At 41.1% G+C, this 19,807-nt stretch carries 16 protein-coding genes; 9 read left to right on the top strand and 7 right to left on the bottom strand.

What is annotated here, in order from left to right; genetic code table 11:
• Positions 1 to 58 precede the first annotated feature (58 nt).
• Together OB69_RS01935 and OB69_RS01930 are read left to right on the top strand one after the other, a co-directional pair.
• Positions 59 to 1,273, top strand: a complete 1,215-nt coding sequence (locus OB69_RS01935; RefSeq protein ID WP_053222012.1) for an acyl-CoA dehydrogenase family protein — start codon at positions 59 to 61, stop codon at positions 1,271 to 1,273.
• A gap of 49 nt (positions 1,274 to 1,322) precedes the next feature.
• Positions 1,323 to 2,009, top strand: coding sequence for a hypothetical protein (locus OB69_RS01930; RefSeq protein WP_053222011.1), 687 nt, complete (start codon positions 1,323 to 1,325; stop codon positions 2,007 to 2,009).
• 181 nt (positions 2,010 to 2,190) lie between these two features.
• Here OB69_RS01930 and OB69_RS01925 read toward each other — a convergent pair whose 3' ends face one another.
• A complete protein-coding gene (locus OB69_RS01925) occupies positions 2,191 to 3,000 on the bottom strand; it encodes a phosphatidylinositol-specific phospholipase C/glycerophosphodiester phosphodiesterase family protein (protein ID WP_053222010.1) in 810 nt (269 codons plus the stop codon).
• 548 nt (positions 3,001 to 3,548) lie between these two features.
• Between OB69_RS01925 and OB69_RS01920 the strand changes: the two genes are divergently transcribed.
• Entirely contained in the window at positions 3,549 to 4,118 is a 570-nt protein-coding gene (locus tag OB69_RS01920; RefSeq protein ID WP_053222009.1) for a Crp/Fnr family transcriptional regulator, read from the top strand.
• 147 nt (positions 4,119 to 4,265) lie between these two features.
• Complete coding sequence (locus OB69_RS01915; RefSeq protein ID WP_053222008.1) at positions 4,266 to 4,634, top strand: nuclear transport factor 2 family protein; 369 nt, start codon at positions 4,266 to 4,268, stop codon at positions 4,632 to 4,634.
• Between the two features lie 156 nt (positions 4,635 to 4,790).
• Here OB69_RS01915 and ilvC read toward each other — a convergent pair whose 3' ends face one another.
• From ilvC to OB69_RS01885, 6 genes are all read right to left on the bottom strand, one after another.
• Positions 4,791 to 5,867 (bottom strand): ketol-acid reductoisomerase, encoded by a 1,077-nt coding sequence (gene ilvC / locus OB69_RS01910; protein ID WP_053222007.1) that lies wholly within the window; start codon positions 5,865 to 5,867, stop codon positions 4,791 to 4,793.
• A 289-nt stretch (positions 5,868 to 6,156) separates the two neighbouring features.
• Entirely contained in the window at positions 6,157 to 6,660 is a 504-nt protein-coding gene (gene ilvN, locus OB69_RS01905) for an acetolactate synthase small subunit (RefSeq protein WP_053222006.1), read from the bottom strand.
• 1 nt (position 6,661) lies between these two features.
• Positions 6,662 to 8,389: a biosynthetic-type acetolactate synthase large subunit gene (gene ilvB, locus OB69_RS01900; protein WP_245620765.1), complete on the bottom strand. Its 1,728-nt coding sequence runs from the start codon at positions 8,387 to 8,389 to the stop codon at positions 6,662 to 6,664.
• 1 nt (position 8,390) lies between these two features.
• Positions 8,391 to 10,064, bottom strand: coding sequence for a dihydroxy-acid dehydratase (gene ilvD, locus OB69_RS01895; RefSeq protein ID WP_053222005.1), 1,674 nt, complete (start codon positions 10,062 to 10,064; stop codon positions 8,391 to 8,393).
• Positions 10,064 to 10,957 (bottom strand): branched-chain amino acid transaminase, encoded by an 894-nt coding sequence (locus OB69_RS01890; protein WP_245620764.1) that lies wholly within the window; start codon positions 10,955 to 10,957, stop codon positions 10,064 to 10,066. The genes ilvD and OB69_RS01890 overlap by 1 nt, the downstream gene beginning before the upstream one ends.
• A gap of 534 nt (positions 10,958 to 11,491) precedes the next feature.
• Positions 11,492 to 12,205 (bottom strand): YciI family protein, encoded by a 714-nt coding sequence (locus OB69_RS01885; RefSeq protein WP_157608468.1) that lies wholly within the window; start codon positions 12,203 to 12,205, stop codon positions 11,492 to 11,494.
• A gap of 480 nt (positions 12,206 to 12,685) precedes the next feature.
• On the opposite strand from OB69_RS01885, the gene OB69_RS01880 reads away from it, so the two are divergent.
• The 5 genes from OB69_RS01880 to OB69_RS01860 all read left to right on the top strand — a co-directional run bounded on the left by OB69_RS01880 (position 12,686) and on the right by OB69_RS01860 (position 19,792).
• Positions 12,686 to 15,868, top strand: a complete 3,183-nt coding sequence (locus OB69_RS01880) for a WD40/YVTN/BNR-like repeat-containing protein (RefSeq protein WP_053222002.1) — start codon at positions 12,686 to 12,688, stop codon at positions 15,866 to 15,868.
• A 683-nt stretch (positions 15,869 to 16,551) separates the two neighbouring features.
• The gene (locus OB69_RS01875) at positions 16,552 to 17,403 is read left to right on the top strand and encodes a DUF5694 domain-containing protein (protein WP_053222001.1); all 852 of its coding nucleotides are present in this window, start codon (positions 16,552 to 16,554) and stop codon (positions 17,401 to 17,403) included.
• A gap of 90 nt (positions 17,404 to 17,493) precedes the next feature.
• On the top strand, positions 17,494 to 18,294 hold the full coding sequence (locus OB69_RS01870; RefSeq protein ID WP_053222000.1) for a hypothetical protein: 801 nt from the start codon (positions 17,494 to 17,496) through the stop codon (positions 18,292 to 18,294).
• Positions 18,291 to 18,686, top strand: a complete 396-nt coding sequence (locus OB69_RS01865) for a hypothetical protein (RefSeq protein ID WP_053221999.1) — start codon at positions 18,291 to 18,293, stop codon at positions 18,684 to 18,686. Before OB69_RS01870 ends, OB69_RS01865 begins: the two co-directional genes overlap by 4 nt.
• An 8-nt stretch (positions 18,687 to 18,694) precedes the next feature.
• Complete coding sequence (locus OB69_RS01860; protein WP_053221998.1) at positions 18,695 to 19,792, top strand: MBL fold metallo-hydrolase; 1,098 nt, start codon at positions 18,695 to 18,697, stop codon at positions 19,790 to 19,792.
• The last annotated feature ends 15 nt before the right edge of the window (positions 19,793 to 19,807 follow it).

Here is a 19,807-nt window from a genome sequence, read left to right as displayed (position 1 = left end):
TGTATTGTACTGAAATACGTGCAAATTTGAAAGATAATATTTAGAAACCAAAGAAGATATGAACACCGATAACCACGCTAAAATCCAGAAATCGTCTAAGCAAGATACTTTTGAACACCCTGATTTCTACGGAATGGATTCCCTGCTTACCGAAGAGCACATCATGGTGCGTGGCGCGGTACGTGATTTCGTAAAACAAGAAATTTCTCCTTACATAGAAAGCTGGGCGCAAAACGCTCATTTTCCGCTTGAAATGGTAAAGAAATTTGGAGATATCGGAGCTTTTGGGCCTCAATTACCAACCGAATATGGTTGTGGTGGAATGGACTATATTTCCTACGGTTTGATTATGCAAGAAATTGAGCGTGGTGACTCAGGCATGCGTTCTACGGCTTCGGTGCAAGGCTCTTTGGTAATGTACCCTATTTACAAGTTTGGAAACGAGGAACAACGTAAAAAATACTTACCAAAACTCGCTTCTGGCGAATGGTTGGGCTGCTTTGGTTTAACGGAACCCGATCACGGTTCTAACCCTTCTGGCATGACCACAAACTTTAAAGACATGGGCGACCATTACCTTTTGAATGGTGCGAAAATGTGGATCTCAAATGCTCCTCATGCCGATGTTGCCGTAGTTTGGGCAAAAAATGAAGAAGGAAGAATTCACGGACTGATTGTAGAACGTGGTATGGAAGGTTTTTCTACTCCTACAACCCATGGCAAATGGTCTTTACGAGCCAGTGCTACTGGTGAATTAGTATTCGACAATGTGAAAGTGCCAAAGGAAAATCTATTACCAAACAAAAGTGGTTTGGGCGCACCAATGATGTGTCTGGATTCTGCCCGTTATGGCATTGCTTGGGGCGCAATTGGTGCCGCAATGGACTGTTATGAGTCTGCTAGAAAGTATTGTGCAGAACGAATTCAGTTTGACAAGCCCATCGGGTCTTTCCAATTACAGCAAAAGAAATTGGCTGAAATGCTGACAGAAATTACCAAAGCGCAATTATTGAACTTCCGCTTAGGTCAACTTTTTAACGAAGGAAAAGCGACTACCCCCCAAATTTCGATGGCCAAGCGCAATGCGGTTGAAACGGCATTAAACATTGCCCGCGAAGCAAGACAAATGCATGGTGGCATGGGCATTACAGGCGAATACCCAATGATGCGCCATATGGCCAACTTAGAATCTGTAGTAACTTATGAAGGAACACATGATATTCACTTGCTAATTCTCGGTGCCGAGATTACGGGGATTCCTGCTTTTAAGTAAAATTGATGGTCATTTTTTACTCTTGTGTTAAAAAGCGTTTACAATAAAAATGAAATCATACTTTCATCTTTTACTTTTGACATTAGCCTTACCAGTCCTAGGGCAAGATGTTAATGATAATGTGTTTCAAGTCAAGTATGAAAATTCAACTGAACAGCTTGGAATTGGTTTACTAAAACTCAATTTTGACAACCAACGAATTATTGAGATTTTCGATGACCCAGACTTTAGCAACAAATATGCTGAATGGGACTCCGAAAACCCAAATAAAGAAATACACCCGAAGTTTTATGAACTTGATTACGGAATTTGTGACTTCGTATGTTTGGAAGAAACTACAAACTATTATAAAGTACTAATTGGGTTCGATCAAGTCAAATATGTGAAAGTCTCAAGCGCATGGGGCTTCACCCCATGGAAGAGTCTGATAGAAAATTCTTTTGGAGTGACTAGGAAACGAGAATCGAGAGTATCCAATAAACTTAGAACCTCCAAGTCTGATAACTCGGAGGAAATTCCACTTGATTTCAAGATTCATGAAAATTTCTGTGTAAACAGTCTTGAGGATAGCTGGCTGAACGTAAAGTATGACTGCATTTATGCTACAGAGCAATATTCAGAGTTTGAAGGGCAATCATGTTTCGAATACATTGACAAATGTGACAATAGCAAAACAGGTTGGATAAAATGGAAACAGGAGGGTGAACTTCTTATCAAGATATACTTAATGCCATAGAAACGCATGCTATTACAGTCCCTCAAGCAAAATATCCGAACCTGTGACAACTTATGAAAGTCAGGACTCTGTCCGCTTTCTTTACTGGTTTAAATGGTTAAACCATTCCCAAGAGGTACTCATACATATAGCCCACGGTTTAAACCGTGGGTTATATAGTTTCTAGTCTACATTAACCGTTTCAACGGTTTCCAGACTCCTTATTCATAAACCTATTGAATTCCTTCAGCTTATCGGTATTAATAAAGTCGACACCTAAATCCATCAAGGTTTGCCAAGCATTAGGCATATCGGGAATGGCCCAAAGACGAACTTTCTTTCCCTCGGCATGTGCGGAATGGATCAACTGACTGATTTTCATTTTATCCTCATTCGGCATTTCACCTTTGCCATTCCACTTCGAAAAATGATTGAAATTCTGACTAATTACTGGTATTTTCTCAGGAGAAATTTCCTTGCCCAAATCAGACGGTCTTCCGTCAAGCACGGCCAGATTAATGTCTTCTGAAAGGATAGTAGAAATAGGTCTGTTTCCAGAAATGAAAACAAGCACTGGTTTGTCCAACTGTTTTCTCCCATTTTCAACGACAGACAAAATAGACTCATACTTTTGAAGCAACAGTTTTAATGCCTTATAGGTGCTTTCTCCTTCCGTCTTAAAATCAATCATCAGGAAAAAGAAATCATTGTAATTTGGATAAACGCTACCATTATTTACCTGTACCCTTTCCAAAAGAGGCTTAAGATAGAGTTTTTCCAAAGTTCTGTCCTGACTTGGGTTTTTAGGCCGATTGTGATACACAAATAATTCGTTATCAATCAAATAAACATCAGCTTCTACCGAAACAAATCCATTCGCTAAAGCATCAAACAAGGGTTTTTCGTGCTCATAGTCGTTATGGGCATGTGCATTTTTTAGCGGTCGCAGCTGGGCAAAGCTGCTCGATACACCCAGACTAATTAAAATGAAAAAGGGAAAAAGGGATTTCATACTAGATAGGAAAAATGAATGATGAACAATTTTAGCAAATTATTAAGACAAGTAAATAAGTGAAAGATTACCCATAAATCCTCGTTTACAAAGAGGATTCAATACTTAAGTTAATATTCACCTAACCTCTAGTATTCCATCGATTAGATCCTTCATATCTTCAGGAAATTAAAAAGACAATTTTAGGTTAAATATGGCCAGAGGCTGCGATAAAATGGATTTTAAACGGCCCATTAAAATAGTTTAAACCATTCCCCACAAGACATTCGCACCATAGCCCACGGTTTAAACCGTGGGCTATGGAAATAGCTAACCAACATTAACCGTTTTAACGGTTTCACCCGATTGATTATACCCCTGTCGCAGGTTCTCCGAACCTATGACCATCTGTTCATCCGAGGTTTCGTCTGTTTTCTATTTTTTACAAATAATAGTTATGAAAAGAATGAAAGAGTAAGCTAATTTATAGCGTGCTCTTTCGTTAGAATAATCATTTATTAACATGATCTAGGCACAATTTTACTTTTGTTCAAACTTCACGCAGGCCAATGCACCAAGCTTTAAGAACCAAACTAGAAGAAACCTTAAAAATATCAGACGAGGATTGGCATACTTTTGAGTCCATTCTACAACCCTTAGCCTTCAAAAAAGCAGAACACATTTTAAAAGAAGGTCAAATATGTAATGGAATATATTTTCTGAGAGAAGGGGCTGTCCGAACCTTCTATTTAAAAGATGGCCAAGAAATCAACACATCTTTCAATTTTGAAAATGATTTTTTGCGAGAAATAGAAAGCTTAGCCAATAATCAACCTTCAGAGAAATATATTCAAGCAATTGAAAACAGTAGGTTGTTTTATATAGAAAAAAGCAAGCTTATTGATCTTTATCAGAACTCCATTTTCTTTCAAGAATTAGGCAGAAAGATTTTGGAGCAATTAGCGATTTCCGAACAGAAATATGCTTCGCTTTTAGCTGCCAATTCGCCAAAAGAAAGATACCTCCATATTCTGGAGCACAAACCTGAACTGATTCATCGTGTTTCATTACAACACCTTGCCTCCTATTTGGGAATCAGCAGAGAGTCTTTGAGCAGAATCCGGAAACGGGTTTTATAAAGCATTTTGTGACTTAAGTCAAAGGAGCAAAAAAACCTGTGCTATTAATTTGTTTCAAAAAACAATCATATGAAACAAATCTTAATACTTGCATGCCTAGGTACAATTATAAGCCTTCCGACTTGCATAGCTCAAAACAAAACGCCTATGGAAAATGAAATCAAAAAAGTAGTGTTGAATTTAGAAATTGCCACTGCTAAAAGGGATATTTCTGAAATAGAAAAATATCTTCACAAGGACTATCGTGTTGTCGCTAACCGATTCAAAGGAGCGAACAAAGTCACTATCATTACTAAAGAAATGTACTTAAGTATGATGCAGGCAGGGAAAATTGGCGGCACCTCATACACCACTGAATTTAAAAGTATCAGTATCACCGATCATACCGCTTTGGTAGATCTTGTTTTCACATCAGACATTAGCTCCGATATGCACAAATACTTGATATTGATTTTAGATGAAAACGATCAATGGAAAGTTGTTAGCGACATTCCGGTTGTGATCGAGAAAAACTAATGCGGGAAGAGAAATTAAATGGTTTAAACCATTCTCTACAATACATTTAACAAATAGCCCACGGTTTAAACCGTGGGCTATGGAATTAGCTAAGCAGCATTAACCGTTTTAACGGTTTCACCATATTCATTGATACTTACCGAAGTGTAGATAGACCTAAACCAATTCTTCTTCTGGTTTAGAAACTAGTATATTTTCTGGTCTCAAACTTCTAACAGCTCGGCCTGCTTGCCACATTTCAGAATTCCGGATCGCTTCCAGCTCTTTTTCTAACTTCTCACGATAATCTGACTGAGAATTAGAATCGATAGAGTTTTTAGCTTCTACGCCATCGGTAACCGACTTGTACAACTGCTCAAAAACAGGCTTTGTGGCGGCATAGAATTTATCTTTCCAGTCTAAAGCGCCACGCTGTGCGGTAGTAGAACAATTGGCATACATCCAATCCATGCCATTATCGGCTATCAGCGGATAAAGTGATTGTGTTGCTTCTTCTACCGTTTCGTTAAAAGCCTCAGACGGAGAATGTCCATTTGCCCGAAGTACTTCATATTGCGCTTGGAATAAGCCTTGAATGGCCCCCATCAAAGTGCCTCTTTCTCCTGTAAGGTCAGACGTTACTTCTTTGTAAAAAGTGGTTTCGAAAAGGTAACCCGAACCCACTGCAATACCCAAAGCAATAACGCGATCTCTGGCTTTTCCAGTGGCATCTTGATGAATGGCAAAGGAAGAATTCAAGCCTTTTCCTTCTACAAAAAGTGAGCGTAATGAAGTACCCGAACCTTTCGGTGCTACCAAAGCCACATCTACATCTGCTGGAGGAACAATGCCCGTTTTTTCGCTATAGGCCACTCCAAAACCATGAGAGAAATAAAGCATTTTACCAGCAGTAAGGTGTTTTTTCACGGTAGGCCAAACTGCAATTTGAGCCGCATCAGAAAGCAAATAGCAAATAATTGTTCCTCGCTCAAGTGCTTCTTCAATCGGAAAAAGTGTTTCTCCCGGCACCCAACCATCAGCCACGGCTTTATCCCATGTTTTGGATTCCTTCCTTTGCCCAACAATTACATTAATGCCATTATCTTTCAAATTGAGCGATTGCCCAGGGCCTTGAACTCCATAACCAATTACCGCAACCGTTTCGTTCGATAATACTTCTTGTGCTTTTGCTAGTGGAAATTCACTGCGGGTCACTACGTTTTCTTCTACCCCGCCAAAGTTGATCTTTGCCATTATTATTGTTTTTAGTGTTTCTAATTTTGTTTAAATGCTCCCCTCTTCGAGAAGGTGATTTTTGTCATTATGTTCGTCATTGCGAGGAAGTAGACTTGTCGATAGACAAGGTTACGACCGCGGCAATCTGTCGAGACTGCCGCGCTCTTTATCTCCCTTTGGTCGAAAAAGAACTCGCAGTGACGGTTCGAACCGTCATTGCGAACGCTTACGCCTTAGCTTCAGCGTTGGCGCAGAAACAAACCATGCGATAGCAATGGTTTGTGACGAAGCAATCTCACCGCTCACTCTAAATCCCTTCCAACTCCCCCATCGGTTTGGTTACCGAAACTCGACCCGAACGGACAAACTCCAGCACACCATAAGGACTTAGAAAGTCAAGCAACTCCTGCGTTTCTTCTTTATGCCCCGTTTTTTCTATAATCATGAAATCCGATTCCACAGAAAGTATCCGAGCATTGTTATCCCGAATCAGCTTTTCCACCAGATTTCCTTCTGAAATCGACCTTGTGGATATTTTATATAAAGCGATCTCCTGAAATACCGTATCACTATCGGTATGGTAAACAGCCTTCATCACCTCCACTTGTTTTTCAAGTTGAAGCACGAGTTTCTTTACCTGAGCCTCGGTGGTTTTCACTACAATGGTAAACCGATAAATCCCTGAACTCTCTGATTCAGAGCTATTAATGCTATCAATATTTAAATGTCGTCTGGTCAGTATGGAAGTAATGCGGTTCAATAACCCCACACTGTTTTCTGAGAAAATTGAAAGTGTATATGCTTGTTCCATATTATTCTAATCTGATTTCTGACACCGAAGCACCCGTGGGCACCATCGGAAATACATTGTCTTCTTTGCCCACATGTACCTCTAACAAATAACTTCCATTATGTGATAGCATTTCCATGACCGCAGTTTTCAAGTCATCTCTTTCAGAAATGGACTTTCCTTCAATACCATAACCTTTGGCTATGGCCACAAAATCTGGGTTTTCCATTTCGGTAGAAGAATATCGTTTGTCGAAGAAGAGCTGTTGCCATTGGCGCACCATGCCCAAGAAAGAGTTATTTAGAATGATAATTTTAACAGCCGCTTTGGTCTGAAAGATGGTTCCCAATTCTTGAATGGTCATTTGAAAACCACCATCGCCAATAACCGCAATAACCTCACGTTCTGGCACACCCAGTTTAGCACCCAAAGCCGCTGGTAAACAGAAACCCATTGTACCTAGTCCACCTGAAGTGATATTGCTTTTACTCTGTTTGAAATGGGTATACCTGGTGGCTACCATTTGATGTTGCCCCACATCTGTCACCAAAACCGCATTGCCATCGGTTTGTAAATTCACCTGATGAATTACTTCCCCCATAGAAATTGGGCCAGAAGTAGGTCTTAAATCATGTTCGATGACTTTGGTTTGCTCCACTCCTGTCAATGCTTCGAATTCTTTCAACCAACCTTGATGAGAGCGCTCATATACCAGAGGAATTAGCGCTTGTAAACTTTCCTTGCAATCGCCCAGTACAGCTATATCGGCCTGCACATTCTTATTGATTTCGGCTGGATCTATATCAAAATGAATCACCTTGGCTTGCTTGGCATAACGGTTTAGGTCACCAGTAACGCGGTCGTCAAAGCGCATTCCTATGGCAATCAAAACATCACATTCATTAGTCAGCACATTCGGAGCGTAATTGCCGTGCATTCCCAACATTCCTACATGCAAAGGATGGTCTGACGGAAGCGCGGAAAGTCCTAAAAGTGTAGATGCAGCAGGTAAATTGGCTTTTTCAATCAGTTGTTTAAATTCCTTTTCAGCATTTCCTAAAATCACGCCCTGCCCAAAAACCACTAATGGCTTCTTGGCCGAATTGATCAAATCAGCAGCCTCTTCTACTTGTTTTAAATTCAAAGCTGGAACAGGTGTATAGCTCCTAATCTGCTTGCATTTACGATAAGCGAAATCAAACATTTCAAACTGAGCGTCCTTAGTAATATCAATCAAAACTGGGCCAGGTCGACCAGAACGGGCAATGTAAAAGGCACGCGAAAGTGCTTCTGGCAATTGCTCGGCTTTTGTAACCTGATAATTCCATTTGGTGGCTGGCATGGAAATACTGATGATGTCAATTTCTTGAAAAGCATCTGTGCCCAATAAATGCGACCCAACTTGCCCGGTAATACATACCAAGGGAGTAGAATCAATCATCGCATCTGCAATTCCAGTAATCAAATTGGTAGCGCCAGGACCAGAGGTGGCCATTACCACTCCTACTTTTCCAGTAACTCGGGCATAGCCTTGGGCAGCATGAATAGCGCCTTGCTCATGCCTGGTTAAGACATGTCTAACTTGTTCTTGATAATGATAAAGGGCATCATAAACGGGCATAATTGCACCGCCAGGATAGCCAAAAATCAAATCAACTTCTTCTGCAATAAATAACCTGAGTACCGCATCTGCGCCAGAAGTACGCATTGTTTCCTTAACTGGTGGAGTAAGTGTAGCTTCTAAATACATATCATTGATCAGTTATGCAGCCTTCTGATGCAGAGGCTACGGTTTTGGCATATTTATACAAGGCTCCCCGGCTCACTTTTAAGGCCGGGGCTTTCCATTCCGCTTTCCTTTGGGCAATTTCTTCGGAAGGAATGTCCAATGAAATTTGATTCTGAACAGCATCAATAGTAATTGGATCGCCATCTCGAACCACGGCAATGGTACCGCCTTCTTGAGCTTCTGGGGTGACGTGACCTACCACAAAACCATGACTTCCTCCGGAAAATCGGCCATCGGTAATCAATGCCACAGAATTACCCAAGCCAGCGCCCATAATGGCTGCAGTTGGCTTAAGCATTTCAGGCATTCCCGGGCCGCCTTTTGGTCCTTCGTACCGAATTACTACTACATGGCCCGCTTTTACTTTTCCTCGCCTAATTCCTTGAATCGCCAAAAATTCGTTATCGAAAACAATGGCTTTACCTTCAAATCTTTCACCCTCTTTCCCTGTGATTTTCGCTACAGCACCTTCTTCAGCCAAATTGCCAAAAAGCATCTGTAAGTGGCCTTGGGGCTTTATTGGATTTTCAGTTGGACGGATTACTTGCTGACCTGAACTCAATGAGTGAACATCGGCCAAGTTCTCTGCTACGGTTTTGCCCGTTACTGTCATGCAATCTCCATGAAGCATGCCTTTTTCAAGCATATATTTCATGACTGCAGGTACTCCACCTACTTGGAAAAGATCTTCCATCAGGTATTTACCACTAGGTTTTAAGTCACCCAAAAGCGGAGTAGAATCAGATAGTCTTTGGAAATCGGCCAGTGTCAAATCAACATTTAAGCTTTTGGCTATGGCCAATAAATGCATTACGGCATTGGTTGATCCGCCCAAAACAATCACCACCCGAATGGCATTTTCAAATGATTTTTTGGTCATGATGTCCTTGGGTTTCAAATCCAGTTCGAGAAGGTTCTTAATGGCTTTGCCAATGGCCTCGCATTCCTGATTTTTTACATCACTTACCGCAGGGTTTGAAGAGCTGAAAGGTAATGACATTCCTAAAGCTTCTATGGCAGACGACATGGTGTTGGCCGTATACATTCCACCACAAGCACCTGCTCCGGGACATGAATTTTTGATTACGCCTTTGTAGTCTTCGTCTGATATATTCCCTGAAAAACGTTCTCCCAATGCTTCAAATGAAGAAACAATATTCAACTTCTTGTCTTTGTAGCAGCCCGAAGCAATGGTGCCTCCATAAAGCATGATCGAGGGGCGGTTCAATCTAGCCATGGCAATCACCGAGCCCGGCATGTTTTTGTCACAGCCAGCTACTGCAATTATGGCATCGTAATAATGCGCACCAGCCACTGCTTCGATGGAATCGGCTATGATTTCTCTGGAAACCAGCGAATAGCGCATGCCTTCGGTGCCGTTTGCAATACCGTCACTCACTCCTATGGTATGATAAATGAGGCCTACCAAATCATTGTCCCAAACGCTTACTTTCACTTGTTGAGCCAGTTGATTCAAGTGCATATTGCAAGTGTTGCCATCATAACCCATGCTCACAATTCCCACTTGCGCCTTTTTCATGTCCGCCTCCGACAAACCCACACCGTAAAGCATGGCTTGTGAGGCAGGTTGAGTTTCATCTTGCGTAAGTCGCTTACTATATTTAGTCAGTTCCATCAGGTATTTACTAATTGTGTTTTTGAAGACTGACGTACTAAGTTTTGATAAACTTTGGCCACTTGATAACCAATGGTTTCTTCCCAAGGCAAGCGAAAAGGATTCCCATCCAATAGACCAATTCCTGCTACTTCTACCGCTGTTCCAGTAAAGAATGCACCATCGGTTCCTTTTACTTTTTCAGGAGGGAAATAGGCTTCCACTACCTCATAGCCTAAATCTCTAGCTATATCCATGGCTGTTTCTCTAGTGATTCCTGGAAGGATATTACCCAGAGGTGGTGTGTAAAGGACTTTGTCTTGTTCAAAGAAGAAATTCGCTCCACTACCTTCGGCCACCGAACCGTTTTCGTCTAAAAGCAATGCCTCATCAAAGCCTTTACGTTTAGCTTCGGTAGTGGCTAAAATGGAATTGGTATAATGCCCTGTAACTTTGGCGGCAACTGGCACCGAACGTGGGTTTGGCCTTTCGTAAGAAGAGACCATTACATTCAGGCTTTTATCGCCTAAATATTTACCCCATTCCCAAGCACAAAGAAACAGATGAGATTCCTCAACGGTGCCCAGTGTCATGTTCTCATCCAAATAAATTAAGGGACGGATATAGGCATCAGTCAGGTGATTTCTCTCTAATAATTCATAAGTCAGCTCCGTTAATTCCTCAACCGAGTAATTACAAGGAATATGCATTGACGCTGCTGAGGTCAATAGCCTTTCATAGTGTGCTTCCGCTTTGAATACAGCAGGCGATCCGTGTACATCATAAGCACGAACACCTTCAAAGACACCACTTCCGTAGTGCATACTTTGACTGTATAAACTAGCGCTGGCCTCTGAGGCTTTCAGCCATTGGCCATCTAAAAAAACTGTGGTATTTGATCCGTAATACATCATTTTATGGTTTAAAATTATCTTGGCTCTTTTTTACTTTGATTATGAATTTCTCTGCTTCTACAATCTCAGTGAACGGCAATTATTTTCAATAACTACTGTAAATCAACACTTTACATTCTCGCCACTTACAATTTCAACATCTTGATTTCAGGCTATATTTTGCTGCTGATATTGACATTTGGACATTAAAAAAGCCTTTCTCACTGGGTGAAAAAGGCTTCTAATGCATTGACAATAGTATCCTATTTCACCCCGTCTGGGTGGTAATAATGACTACTGTAATAATGGCTGTGTACTTTAACATCTAATCTTAATTCTTTAAATTCTAACATATCCTGAAACAAGTTCAGGAAGACACTTGAGGACATAAAAAAAGCCTTTCCGGTTGGGAAAGGCTCTCGATATTTTAAACTATACCATCCCCTCCCATCATGTTTTCACGACAGTAATAATTTGGGTGATAATAATAGTGTTTGTTCTCATTGTTGACCCAAAGGAAAGTAGATTGTTTTTCTAATCAAAGAATTTTTAAATTCAATTTTCACAAAACACACCTTTAGGGAAATAAATCTGACTGTGCTCATAAGTCATTAAACCCTTTTTCACCAGCTCATGGGCGGCAAAATCAGCTTCCATTCCTCCTTCAATATCAGACTGATAAAAAATCAATTGGCCTTCATTATCATTGAGATTTAAAGCGCCTATGATGGTATTCTGCCCATTTTTCTTGGAAACGGATTTGATTAAATTTTCAGTGAAACGGTTGGTTTTAACAGCAGCAATGTCTTCATTTTCCTTATTAGGTTTGTACCGAACAAAATAATAGTTCATTGCCATTTCTACATCGGCTTCATTTTTATCCCAAAGTGTACAGAGTGTTTTATTTACGGCATTGTGCGGAATTGGGTCAACAGCGAAAACCTCCAAAATATAACGGTCGGCAGCAATGGCAGGGTCTGAATTGAGAATGGCTTTTGTTTCTTCCAAATTAGTATCAAATAAGAAAACACCCCCGCCCGTAAAAAAAGGTCCAGCCGCAATCATCTTCCTCTCCTTAACCAAGCGGTTGATATTATTCATATGCCCAGTTTGTAAAGAGTCTACAGCAGCCTTCGAAATTTCAGCTTTGTTCGGGTTAGTATTCAGAAAAACGAAAGTGTATCGCCCATTTCCATATTGCGCTGAGAGCAAGAATGACAAGGAAAAAAGAAAGGCTGAAAATAAAATACGTGTCGTAGTGTGTTTCATAAATACCTTCTAATATAAGTGCTTATTTATAGCTGTTCATACTGTTCAAGATATCAAAGGTAATTTTTTTAAAAAACTATGATGCGAAAGGTAGTCCGATAGATCGCTTCGCACTTACAGTCTCTAGCAAGCAGCTTAGGTAATTTATAATTGAGATTGCTTCACGTAAACACCATCACTTCGAAGAACTGTAGCAGGTTCGCAATGACGTACCCCACCCCTTTGCGCTTCTTTGTGTGCTTTGCGGTAAAATCAAACCATCTTGGGTTGCTGAAAAAGACCTCTACGAGGTGACTTAAATAGTAAACTTCTGCGCTTATTATTTAAAACTAATTATTACAATAATTTCATTTATACATATTTACACATGTTGATTATTTAATATTAAAGAGTTTCAAGTACCAAATCTCCCACCAGTAAACTTTAAGCAGTTCATCCTAATAATATTTTCTATCTTTTGCTGAAGAAACAACCACAACTATGCGTACCAACAAATTCATTCTCTTAGCCTTACTTTTTATCGCTCCGCTATTTATTTCAGCTCAAGCCAGCCTAGATGACCAATTCGGATCACAACGCTTTCGCTTTATTGGCCCAGAAGGCAACCGAGCAATCGCCATCGCGGGCGAACCGGGCAATCCAATGGTCAATTACATTGGTGCCGCTTCTGGCGGACTATGGAAAACTGAAAACGGAGGTCTCAACTGGCGTCCTATTTTCGATGACCAAGACATTTCCTCTATCGGCTCGGTAGCCTTAGCCCCTACCAATCCCAAACAAGTTTGGGTAGGAACTGGTGAGACTTTCATCATTCGCCCAGCTCATGCTATGGGCAATGGTATTTACTTTTCACCAGATGCTGGGAAAACTTGGGAGCATAAAGGCTTAGAAAAAACTGGCCGTATCGGTCGAGTGATTGTTCACCCCACCAATGCCAATGTTATTTATGCTGCATCGTTAGGCCACACTTACGGCCCACAGCAAGAACGAGGCATTTACCGCAGTAAAAACGGTGGCGACACTTGGGAACGTATTCTTTTCATTGATGAAAACACAGGCGCATCTGACTTAGCCATCGACCCCAAGAATCCAAATATTCTGTATGCCGCCATGTGGTCGGTGCATATTAACTCATGGGGTTTGAACAGTGGTGGCCAAGGCGGTGGAATTTACCGCTCAATGGATGGTGGTGACACCTGGGAGCCGATGAACTTAAAAGGTCTTCCTGGAGGAGAAAAAAGACCTGTGGGGAAAACCGCAGTTGCCGTTTCTTATAGCAATCCAAATGTGGTTTACGCCCTATTTGAAATCAACAGCCCAGAGCTTTGGAGATCGGATAACAAAGGCGAAACATGGGCTTTGATGAGTCAAGACCATGACTGGAACGAGCGAGCGCCTTATTATACCCGTATTGCAGTGGGCACTGGAAATCCAGATGAAGTTTACTCGCTGAGTGTGCGTTTTGTGCAATCACTTGATGGCGGTAAGACAAGAGAAAGAAGACCTCCGAGCGGTGGTGGTGACAATCACGACATGTGGATTGACCCAACCAACCCTGACAGAATGATGGTGGCTCACGATGGTGGTGCAAGTATTACGCTTGACCACGGACGTTCTTTCCAGCGTGTAGTATTGCCAATTGCGCAAATGTATCACGTATCGGTAGATGATCAAATTCCTTACAATGTATTCGGAAACAGACAAGATGGCTGGTCATATATGGGGCCAAGCAATTCGCTGCAAGGCTACATTCCTTTGGGTTTATGGAAAGGCGTGGGAGGCTGCGAAAGTGGCTTCGCTAAGCCAGATCCGAATGATAATAATATTGTTTGGTCGGGTTGTTATGACGGTGGTTTAGAAAGACATGATTTACGCACTGGTTACTCCAGAGAAGTGCGCGTTTGGCCAGAAGCAGGTTATGGATGGGCACCAAAAGACATGAAATACCGCTGGCATTGGAATTTCCCTTTGAGTTTTTCAACCCACGTAAAGCACAGGGTTTATGTGGGAAGTCAGTTTGTACACCAATCTGACGATGGTGGTCAGAGCTGGCAAATCATCAGTCCGGATTTGACATTGAATGATAAAAGCCATCAAGAGAGTTCTGGTGGAGTGGCCATTGACAACTTGATGACATTTGACGGTTCCACCCTATTTGCAATTGAAGAATCGCCTTTAGAAGCGGGCTTAATTTGGGTAGGAACCAATGACGGCCAAGTGCAACTGACCCGTGATGCTGGGGAAAATTGGACGAACCTTACGGCCAATATCAAAGGCTTGCCCGCTTGGGGCACCATTGCCAATATTCAGCCTTCGAAATATAAGGCTGGTACAGCTTACATTTCGGTTGATCTTCACCAAATGGGCGATTTCGACCCCTACATTTATAAAACAGCCGATTATGGAAAGACTTGGACGAAAATATCGGATGGAATTCCAAAGTCAGAATCGAGCTTTGTGCATGTAGTGAAGGAAGACCCTAAAAGAGAAGGAATGCTTTACGCGGGTACTGACAAGGGAATTTACATCAGTCATAACGATGGAAAAACATGGGCCAGATTAAGAAACAACCTACCTCCTGCACCGGTGTATTGGATGGAAGTACAGGAACGTTTTGACGATTTGGTAGTGGGTACTTATGGCCGTGGTTATTACATTTTAGATGATTTAGGGGCTATCCGCAATGCAGACAAATTGGGCAATGAACCACAGATTTTTGAAATGCGCGATGCCTACCGTTTCAACTCAAGAGAAAGCATTAAAACCGATGGACCGAGTAATAACTCGGGGCAAAATCCTCCTGATGGAGCAATCATCAACTACTATTTACCAGAAAAACACCAAGGAAAGTTAACGGTAGAAATTCAGTCGATGGATGGAGATGTGATCCGCACTTTGCCCGCTTCGACTAATGCTGGTGTAAACCGCATGGTTTGGAACCTCAGGTACGAATCTACTTACCGTCCACGGCTGAGAACACAGCCTCCTGGTCGCCCTTGGGTGCAATTAAATGGTGAAGGCTGGCGTCCGCTCACCACTTGGGATTTGGACTTGAATGCTGGTCAGTTGGGACCAAGAGTAGTACCAGGGAAGTACAAAGCGGTGCTTAAATTGATGGACAATAATGATAACCTACAGAAAGAAATCACGCAAGAATTCAATGTATTGAAAGACCCTCACTCTGAAGGCACTATTGCCGATATTCAAGCCCAAGTGGACTTTTCTTTACAGTTACGCGATGCCATGAACATAGCAGTAAGCAGTATCAATGCAGTGGAGATTTTGCGTAGCGAACTAGAGGCCATTATTGCTGAAGAAAGCGACAAGAAAATTCAGAAAGAGGCCATTCGCTTAAAAGCCATTGCGGAAGAGATTGCCAGCAAGCTATACGACATTCATTTGACAGGAGCACGTGAAGATGCCTTCCGTTCTCCGATGAAACTTTATGGCCGTTTAAGTGCCTTAGCCAGCGACATTAATGGCAGCGGCATCGACTTCCGACCTACCAACCAACAAGGAGAAGTTTCTGAAATTTTGAATGAACGCTTGCAAAATGCTGTAAAGCAGTTCGAGCAAATCAAGGAAAACGATATCGAGAAATTCAACAAAGCCCTTGAGAAGAAGAATAGAACTTTGACGATTGAGAAGACTGGGGGGAATTAGGGATTAGTTTAGAGGGATTAGTTATCAGTTATCAGTTGTTAGTTATCAGGAAACGGGCTTGCTGAAAGCTTGTTTCTTGGTGGGCGATGAAACCAATTTCTGAGATAAGTTTGGTGCTCACCATCAGATCATCTAAATTTTCAAGTTTAGTCGTAGAAAATAACTATCATACTGAATGTTGAGCCCTTGTTTCTTCTGAAAAACTTAGATAAAGTAATTTAGACGAAACCGAAATCATCCGTCCACACTTGACTTCTGAGGTTTTGAGCTGACTCTCTGAGGTCTTAGAATTTTCATTTTATCCATATCATTATTGAAGCTGTTTATCTCGCACTTATAGGGCTTAACAAGATAACAAACGGGTCGCCCCAATGGGCTTAATGTACTATGTATATTTCCTTGCGCTACAAATAGGCCGCCCCGATGGGGCTTTCCTTTTCCGCAGTCATTTAACTTCTTCTAGCCCTGAAATGGCGCAATAATATAACGAAGGGTGAAGCCCTTCGGAAAGCATAACCTAATCGTTTTTAAAGTCCTGAAGGGACGAGATAAATCATCCTTCAACTTCTTTGGTGTTTTGTTTTGTTACGCTTCCCAACTTTAATACCCCATATGATTGATTCATAAATCACTTTTCTTCATCTTCCGCGCAAAATTCAGATAAGATCAAATTCCCGAATTTTATGCACAAAACAACTACCCTATTATTGTCTTTGCTATTTATAGCACTGATGGGCTGCGACCAAAAGAAAACTATTGAAAAACAGCCCGAAGGAACACATGAAACATCAGATAAAATCAAAGTACTGAATGTGGCCACCTTCCATTTTGGCTATACCTCAGATGCCAACAAAGTGGATTTTGACGAAGAGGACCGTAATACACAGGAAGAAATTCGTGCCCTTTCTAAAATGTTGGCAGAGTTTAAACCCACCATTATTTGCATAGAAAACCACCCTCAATATGATGCAGAAATCAATCGGGTATATCAGGAATACTTAAATGACCCATCTCAATTGAACACCAATTATGGAGAAAGAAGCATGGTAGCTTTTGATGTCGCTAGATTGAATAACGTATCTCAGTTATATGGAATCGATAGTTATATGGATTACAATTACCTGATCGGAGAGCAGATCGTCAATACCATCGACTCAGCCACTTATAGAGACTATATGAACAACCCGTTCAAAGATTCTCCGGAATTGGCTGAGCTTGACAAAAAATTTGATGACCTACCGCTTTTAGAAAAATTGAGGTTTTATAACCATCCAAAAGTTCTTGATTTCAATATCAACATCAATGCAGATAATCTGCTCTATGTAGGTACTCAAGATGGTTTTGAAGGTGCAGACGAAGCCGCTAAATTCTATCAAAGAAATCTGAGAATTTACTCAAACCTCAACCGAATCCCGATGACTAAAGATGACCGGGTTTTTATTCTTATGGGAGCGGCTCATGCTTCGTTTTTAAGGGAATTACTTGAGAGAAGCCCTAAATTCGAAATGGTAAATACACTTGATTATTTAAAATGATTAGAGATTTAAACATAATAATCAGTACCTTAACTCACATTTTAACTATATTCAAAACGATAAAGATATTCTAGCTCGAAAACCAATCAAATGAAAAGAGTCCTTTCAATTTACCTACTGTTTATTTCAACTCAATTGCTGGCTCAAGTTCAAACTGAAAGGATTTATGATGATGGGTATGGAGAATTTATTTCGGGAGTTTATACGCTTAAAAGTACAGACTCTAGCTACTTCTCAACAGACCTTAAGGTGATTGAACCTGAAACAATACTCAACCAAACCGACCGCACTGATTATTTAGTGGTAGGTGAACAGCCCATAGTGCTCTTCAAAAACTCAAACCCAAAAGGAAAGGAAGATATAGCTGGGGTTCTGATGAAAAGCTCATTGACTAAAACGATTACACAACATCATAAAAGAGTTCTAAGGGATTTTTCAAAGAAATGGTCAATTACTCACGAGGTTTGGAGTGAGGTAGTAATTAATGGCCAAACGTACTATACGGACATTAAACTTCATGATTTTCTGGGCTATAACTTCAATTTTACGGCACAAAAACAAACGCTAACGTTTGTGGCTAAGGACTCTGGTTATGACGGTAATTATGATATAGGATATCCTGAAAATTGGCACTTTATCGTTCTTGACGAAAAGATGGAAATCGTCTTTGACAGTGGTGAATTACTAGATTATCAGTGTAACTGTGAGTTTGGTATTGAACAACTCAGTGAAAGTAATAATGGCGATTTGATTCATGAAATCTCCAATAATTTGGTTGAGGCGTACTTACACGGCAGTTCCTATAATATGGAAACAAAACAACTAGAAGACGCTTCTGTTCGGTTTACTTGGAATGGCAGGATAATGGAGTTTGTAAAAAATAGCAAATGAGCAGAGCCAAACTTATCGATTATTACATTGAGAAGTCTCAAAGCCCAGACTTTCAAATTGACCAAATAAGAAAGGAATTAGAGCCCAATAACATTCCTGAAGAAGACATTAGAGCCATAGTAAGACTGGTTGATAACCACATACTCAATAGCGCATTTACTAAAAACTCAAAAAACAGGTCATCAGAACTTATTATTGCGGGCGCCATCTTGGCTCTTCTTGGTGTCGGGGTTACAATTGCCACTTTTACGGGTTTTATAAATCTAGGAGACAACTTTTTAGTCGTATATGGCCCATTTTTTGGTGGTGTTTCTATGATATTTGGTGGTTTAGCACAGAGAAAAAATAGCAGCTCTAAAATTAGGTCTAACAGACAAAAACTCGATTTATAAATTACCCTATGCTCTTTCTTATTGTTCTTGCTGCCTTAATTATTGCCTTTCTGCTCTTTCTCAATTTCAATCCACAATTTGGAGGCAAGATTACACAAGCTCACAAAGCTCGTTATGCCCAATCCAAACAATGGGATGGCAAAAAGTTCGTGAATGCTACACTTACCGAAATGGATATGAGTTTAGCTTCATTGCCAGGCTTGCTCAAAGAACAATTTACCGATAGGTACTTACGAAGCCCCAAACACCCCATTCCTGTACTTCCTTTTAATAATGAAGTGTGGCATAGTGACTTGGCTAAGCCCAAATTTGTATGGTATGGGCATTCGGTAGTATTGCTGCAATTAGACGGAAAGAACATCCTTATCGACCCGATGTTTGGCCCAGACACTTCTCCTATTGCGCCTTTCAAAACCAAAAGATTCAGCGAAAACACTTTAGCCATCATCGATCAATTGCCCCAAATTGACGCTATACTGCTTACGCATGACCATTACGACCACCTTGATTTGGCGAGCATTAAAAAATTGAAATCAAAAGTGAGTACTTGGTTGGTGGCTTTGGGTGTAGCGCGGCATTTAGAAGCTTGGGGTGTTCCAAGCAATAAAATCACTGAATTCGATTGGTGGGATGATATTGAATTCGAAGGAATTTCCATAACCTTTACTCCTTCTCGTCACTTCTCTGGCCGTGGCTTAACCGACAGGGCAAAATCTCTTTGGGGCGGCTGGGTTTTTAAAACGCCAACACATTCTATATACTGGACAGGCGATAGCGGTGAAAGCGATCACTTTAAAACGGTAGGAGAAAAATTTGGCCCCTTTGATTGGGCTTTTGTGGAATGCGGCCAATACAACAAGCGTTGGCACGCCATTCACATGTTCCCTGAAGAAGCGGTTCAAGCGGCATTAGATTCTAAATCAAATATCATGATACCTGTACACTGGGCTGGTTTTCCGTTGTCTTTGCACACATGGAAAGACCCTATTGAACGCTGTATGGCAGAAGCTAAAATCAAAGCACAGAAAACATGTACACCTCAAATCGGGCAAATCGTTACAATGGGCGAAGAAGCGACAGGAGAATGGTGGAAAACACTTGAGTAGACTAGCCACCAAATC

This window comes from Roseivirga seohaensis subsp. aquiponti (assembly GCF_001267955.1).
Taxonomy (GTDB): domain Bacteria; phylum Bacteroidota; class Bacteroidia; order Cytophagales; family Cyclobacteriaceae; genus Roseivirga; species Roseivirga seohaensis.
This window is presented reverse-complemented; position numbering and strand designations above follow the sequence as displayed.

Coding starts and splice junctions, on each gene's coding strand:
- ilvB (WP_245620765.1), bottom strand. CDS start 8,389: ATGTATTTAGAAGCTACACTTACTCCACCAGTTAAGGAAACAATGCGT.
- OB69_RS01875 (WP_053222001.1), top strand. CDS start 16,552: ATGCACAAAACAACTACCCTATTATTGTCTTTGCTATTTATAGCACTG.
- OB69_RS01935 (WP_053222012.1), top strand. CDS start 59: ATGAACACCGATAACCACGCTAAAATCCAGAAATCGTCTAAGCAAGAT.
- ilvN (WP_053222006.1), bottom strand. CDS start 6,660: ATGGAACAAGCATATACACTTTCAATTTTCTCAGAAAACAGTGTGGGG.
- OB69_RS01890 (WP_245620764.1), bottom strand. CDS start 10,957: ATGATGTATTACGGATCAAATACCACAGTTTTTTTAGATGGCCAATGG.
- OB69_RS01920 (WP_053222009.1), top strand. CDS start 3,549: ATGCACCAAGCTTTAAGAACCAAACTAGAAGAAACCTTAAAAATATCA.
- OB69_RS01915 (WP_053222008.1), top strand. CDS start 4,266: ATGGAAAATGAAATCAAAAAAGTAGTGTTGAATTTAGAAATTGCCACT.
- OB69_RS01880 (WP_053222002.1), top strand. CDS start 12,686: ATGCGTACCAACAAATTCATTCTCTTAGCCTTACTTTTTATCGCTCCG.
- ilvD (WP_053222005.1), bottom strand. CDS start 10,064: ATGGAACTGACTAAATATAGTAAGCGACTTACGCAAGATGAAACTCAA.
- OB69_RS01860 (WP_053221998.1), top strand. CDS start 18,695: ATGCTCTTTCTTATTGTTCTTGCTGCCTTAATTATTGCCTTTCTGCTC.
- OB69_RS01925 (WP_053222010.1), bottom strand. CDS start 3,000: ATGAAATCCCTTTTTCCCTTTTTCATTTTAATTAGTCTGGGTGTATCG.
- OB69_RS01930 (WP_053222011.1), top strand. CDS start 1,323: ATGAAATCATACTTTCATCTTTTACTTTTGACATTAGCCTTACCAGTC.
- OB69_RS01870 (WP_053222000.1), top strand. CDS start 17,494: ATGAAAAGAGTCCTTTCAATTTACCTACTGTTTATTTCAACTCAATTG.
- OB69_RS01865 (WP_053221999.1), top strand. CDS start 18,291: ATGAGCAGAGCCAAACTTATCGATTATTACATTGAGAAGTCTCAAAGC.
- ilvC (WP_053222007.1), bottom strand. CDS start 5,867: ATGGCAAAGATCAACTTTGGCGGGGTAGAAGAAAACGTAGTGACCCGC.
- OB69_RS01885 (WP_157608468.1), bottom strand. CDS start 12,205: ATGAAACACACTACGACACGTATTTTATTTTCAGCCTTTCTTTTTTCC.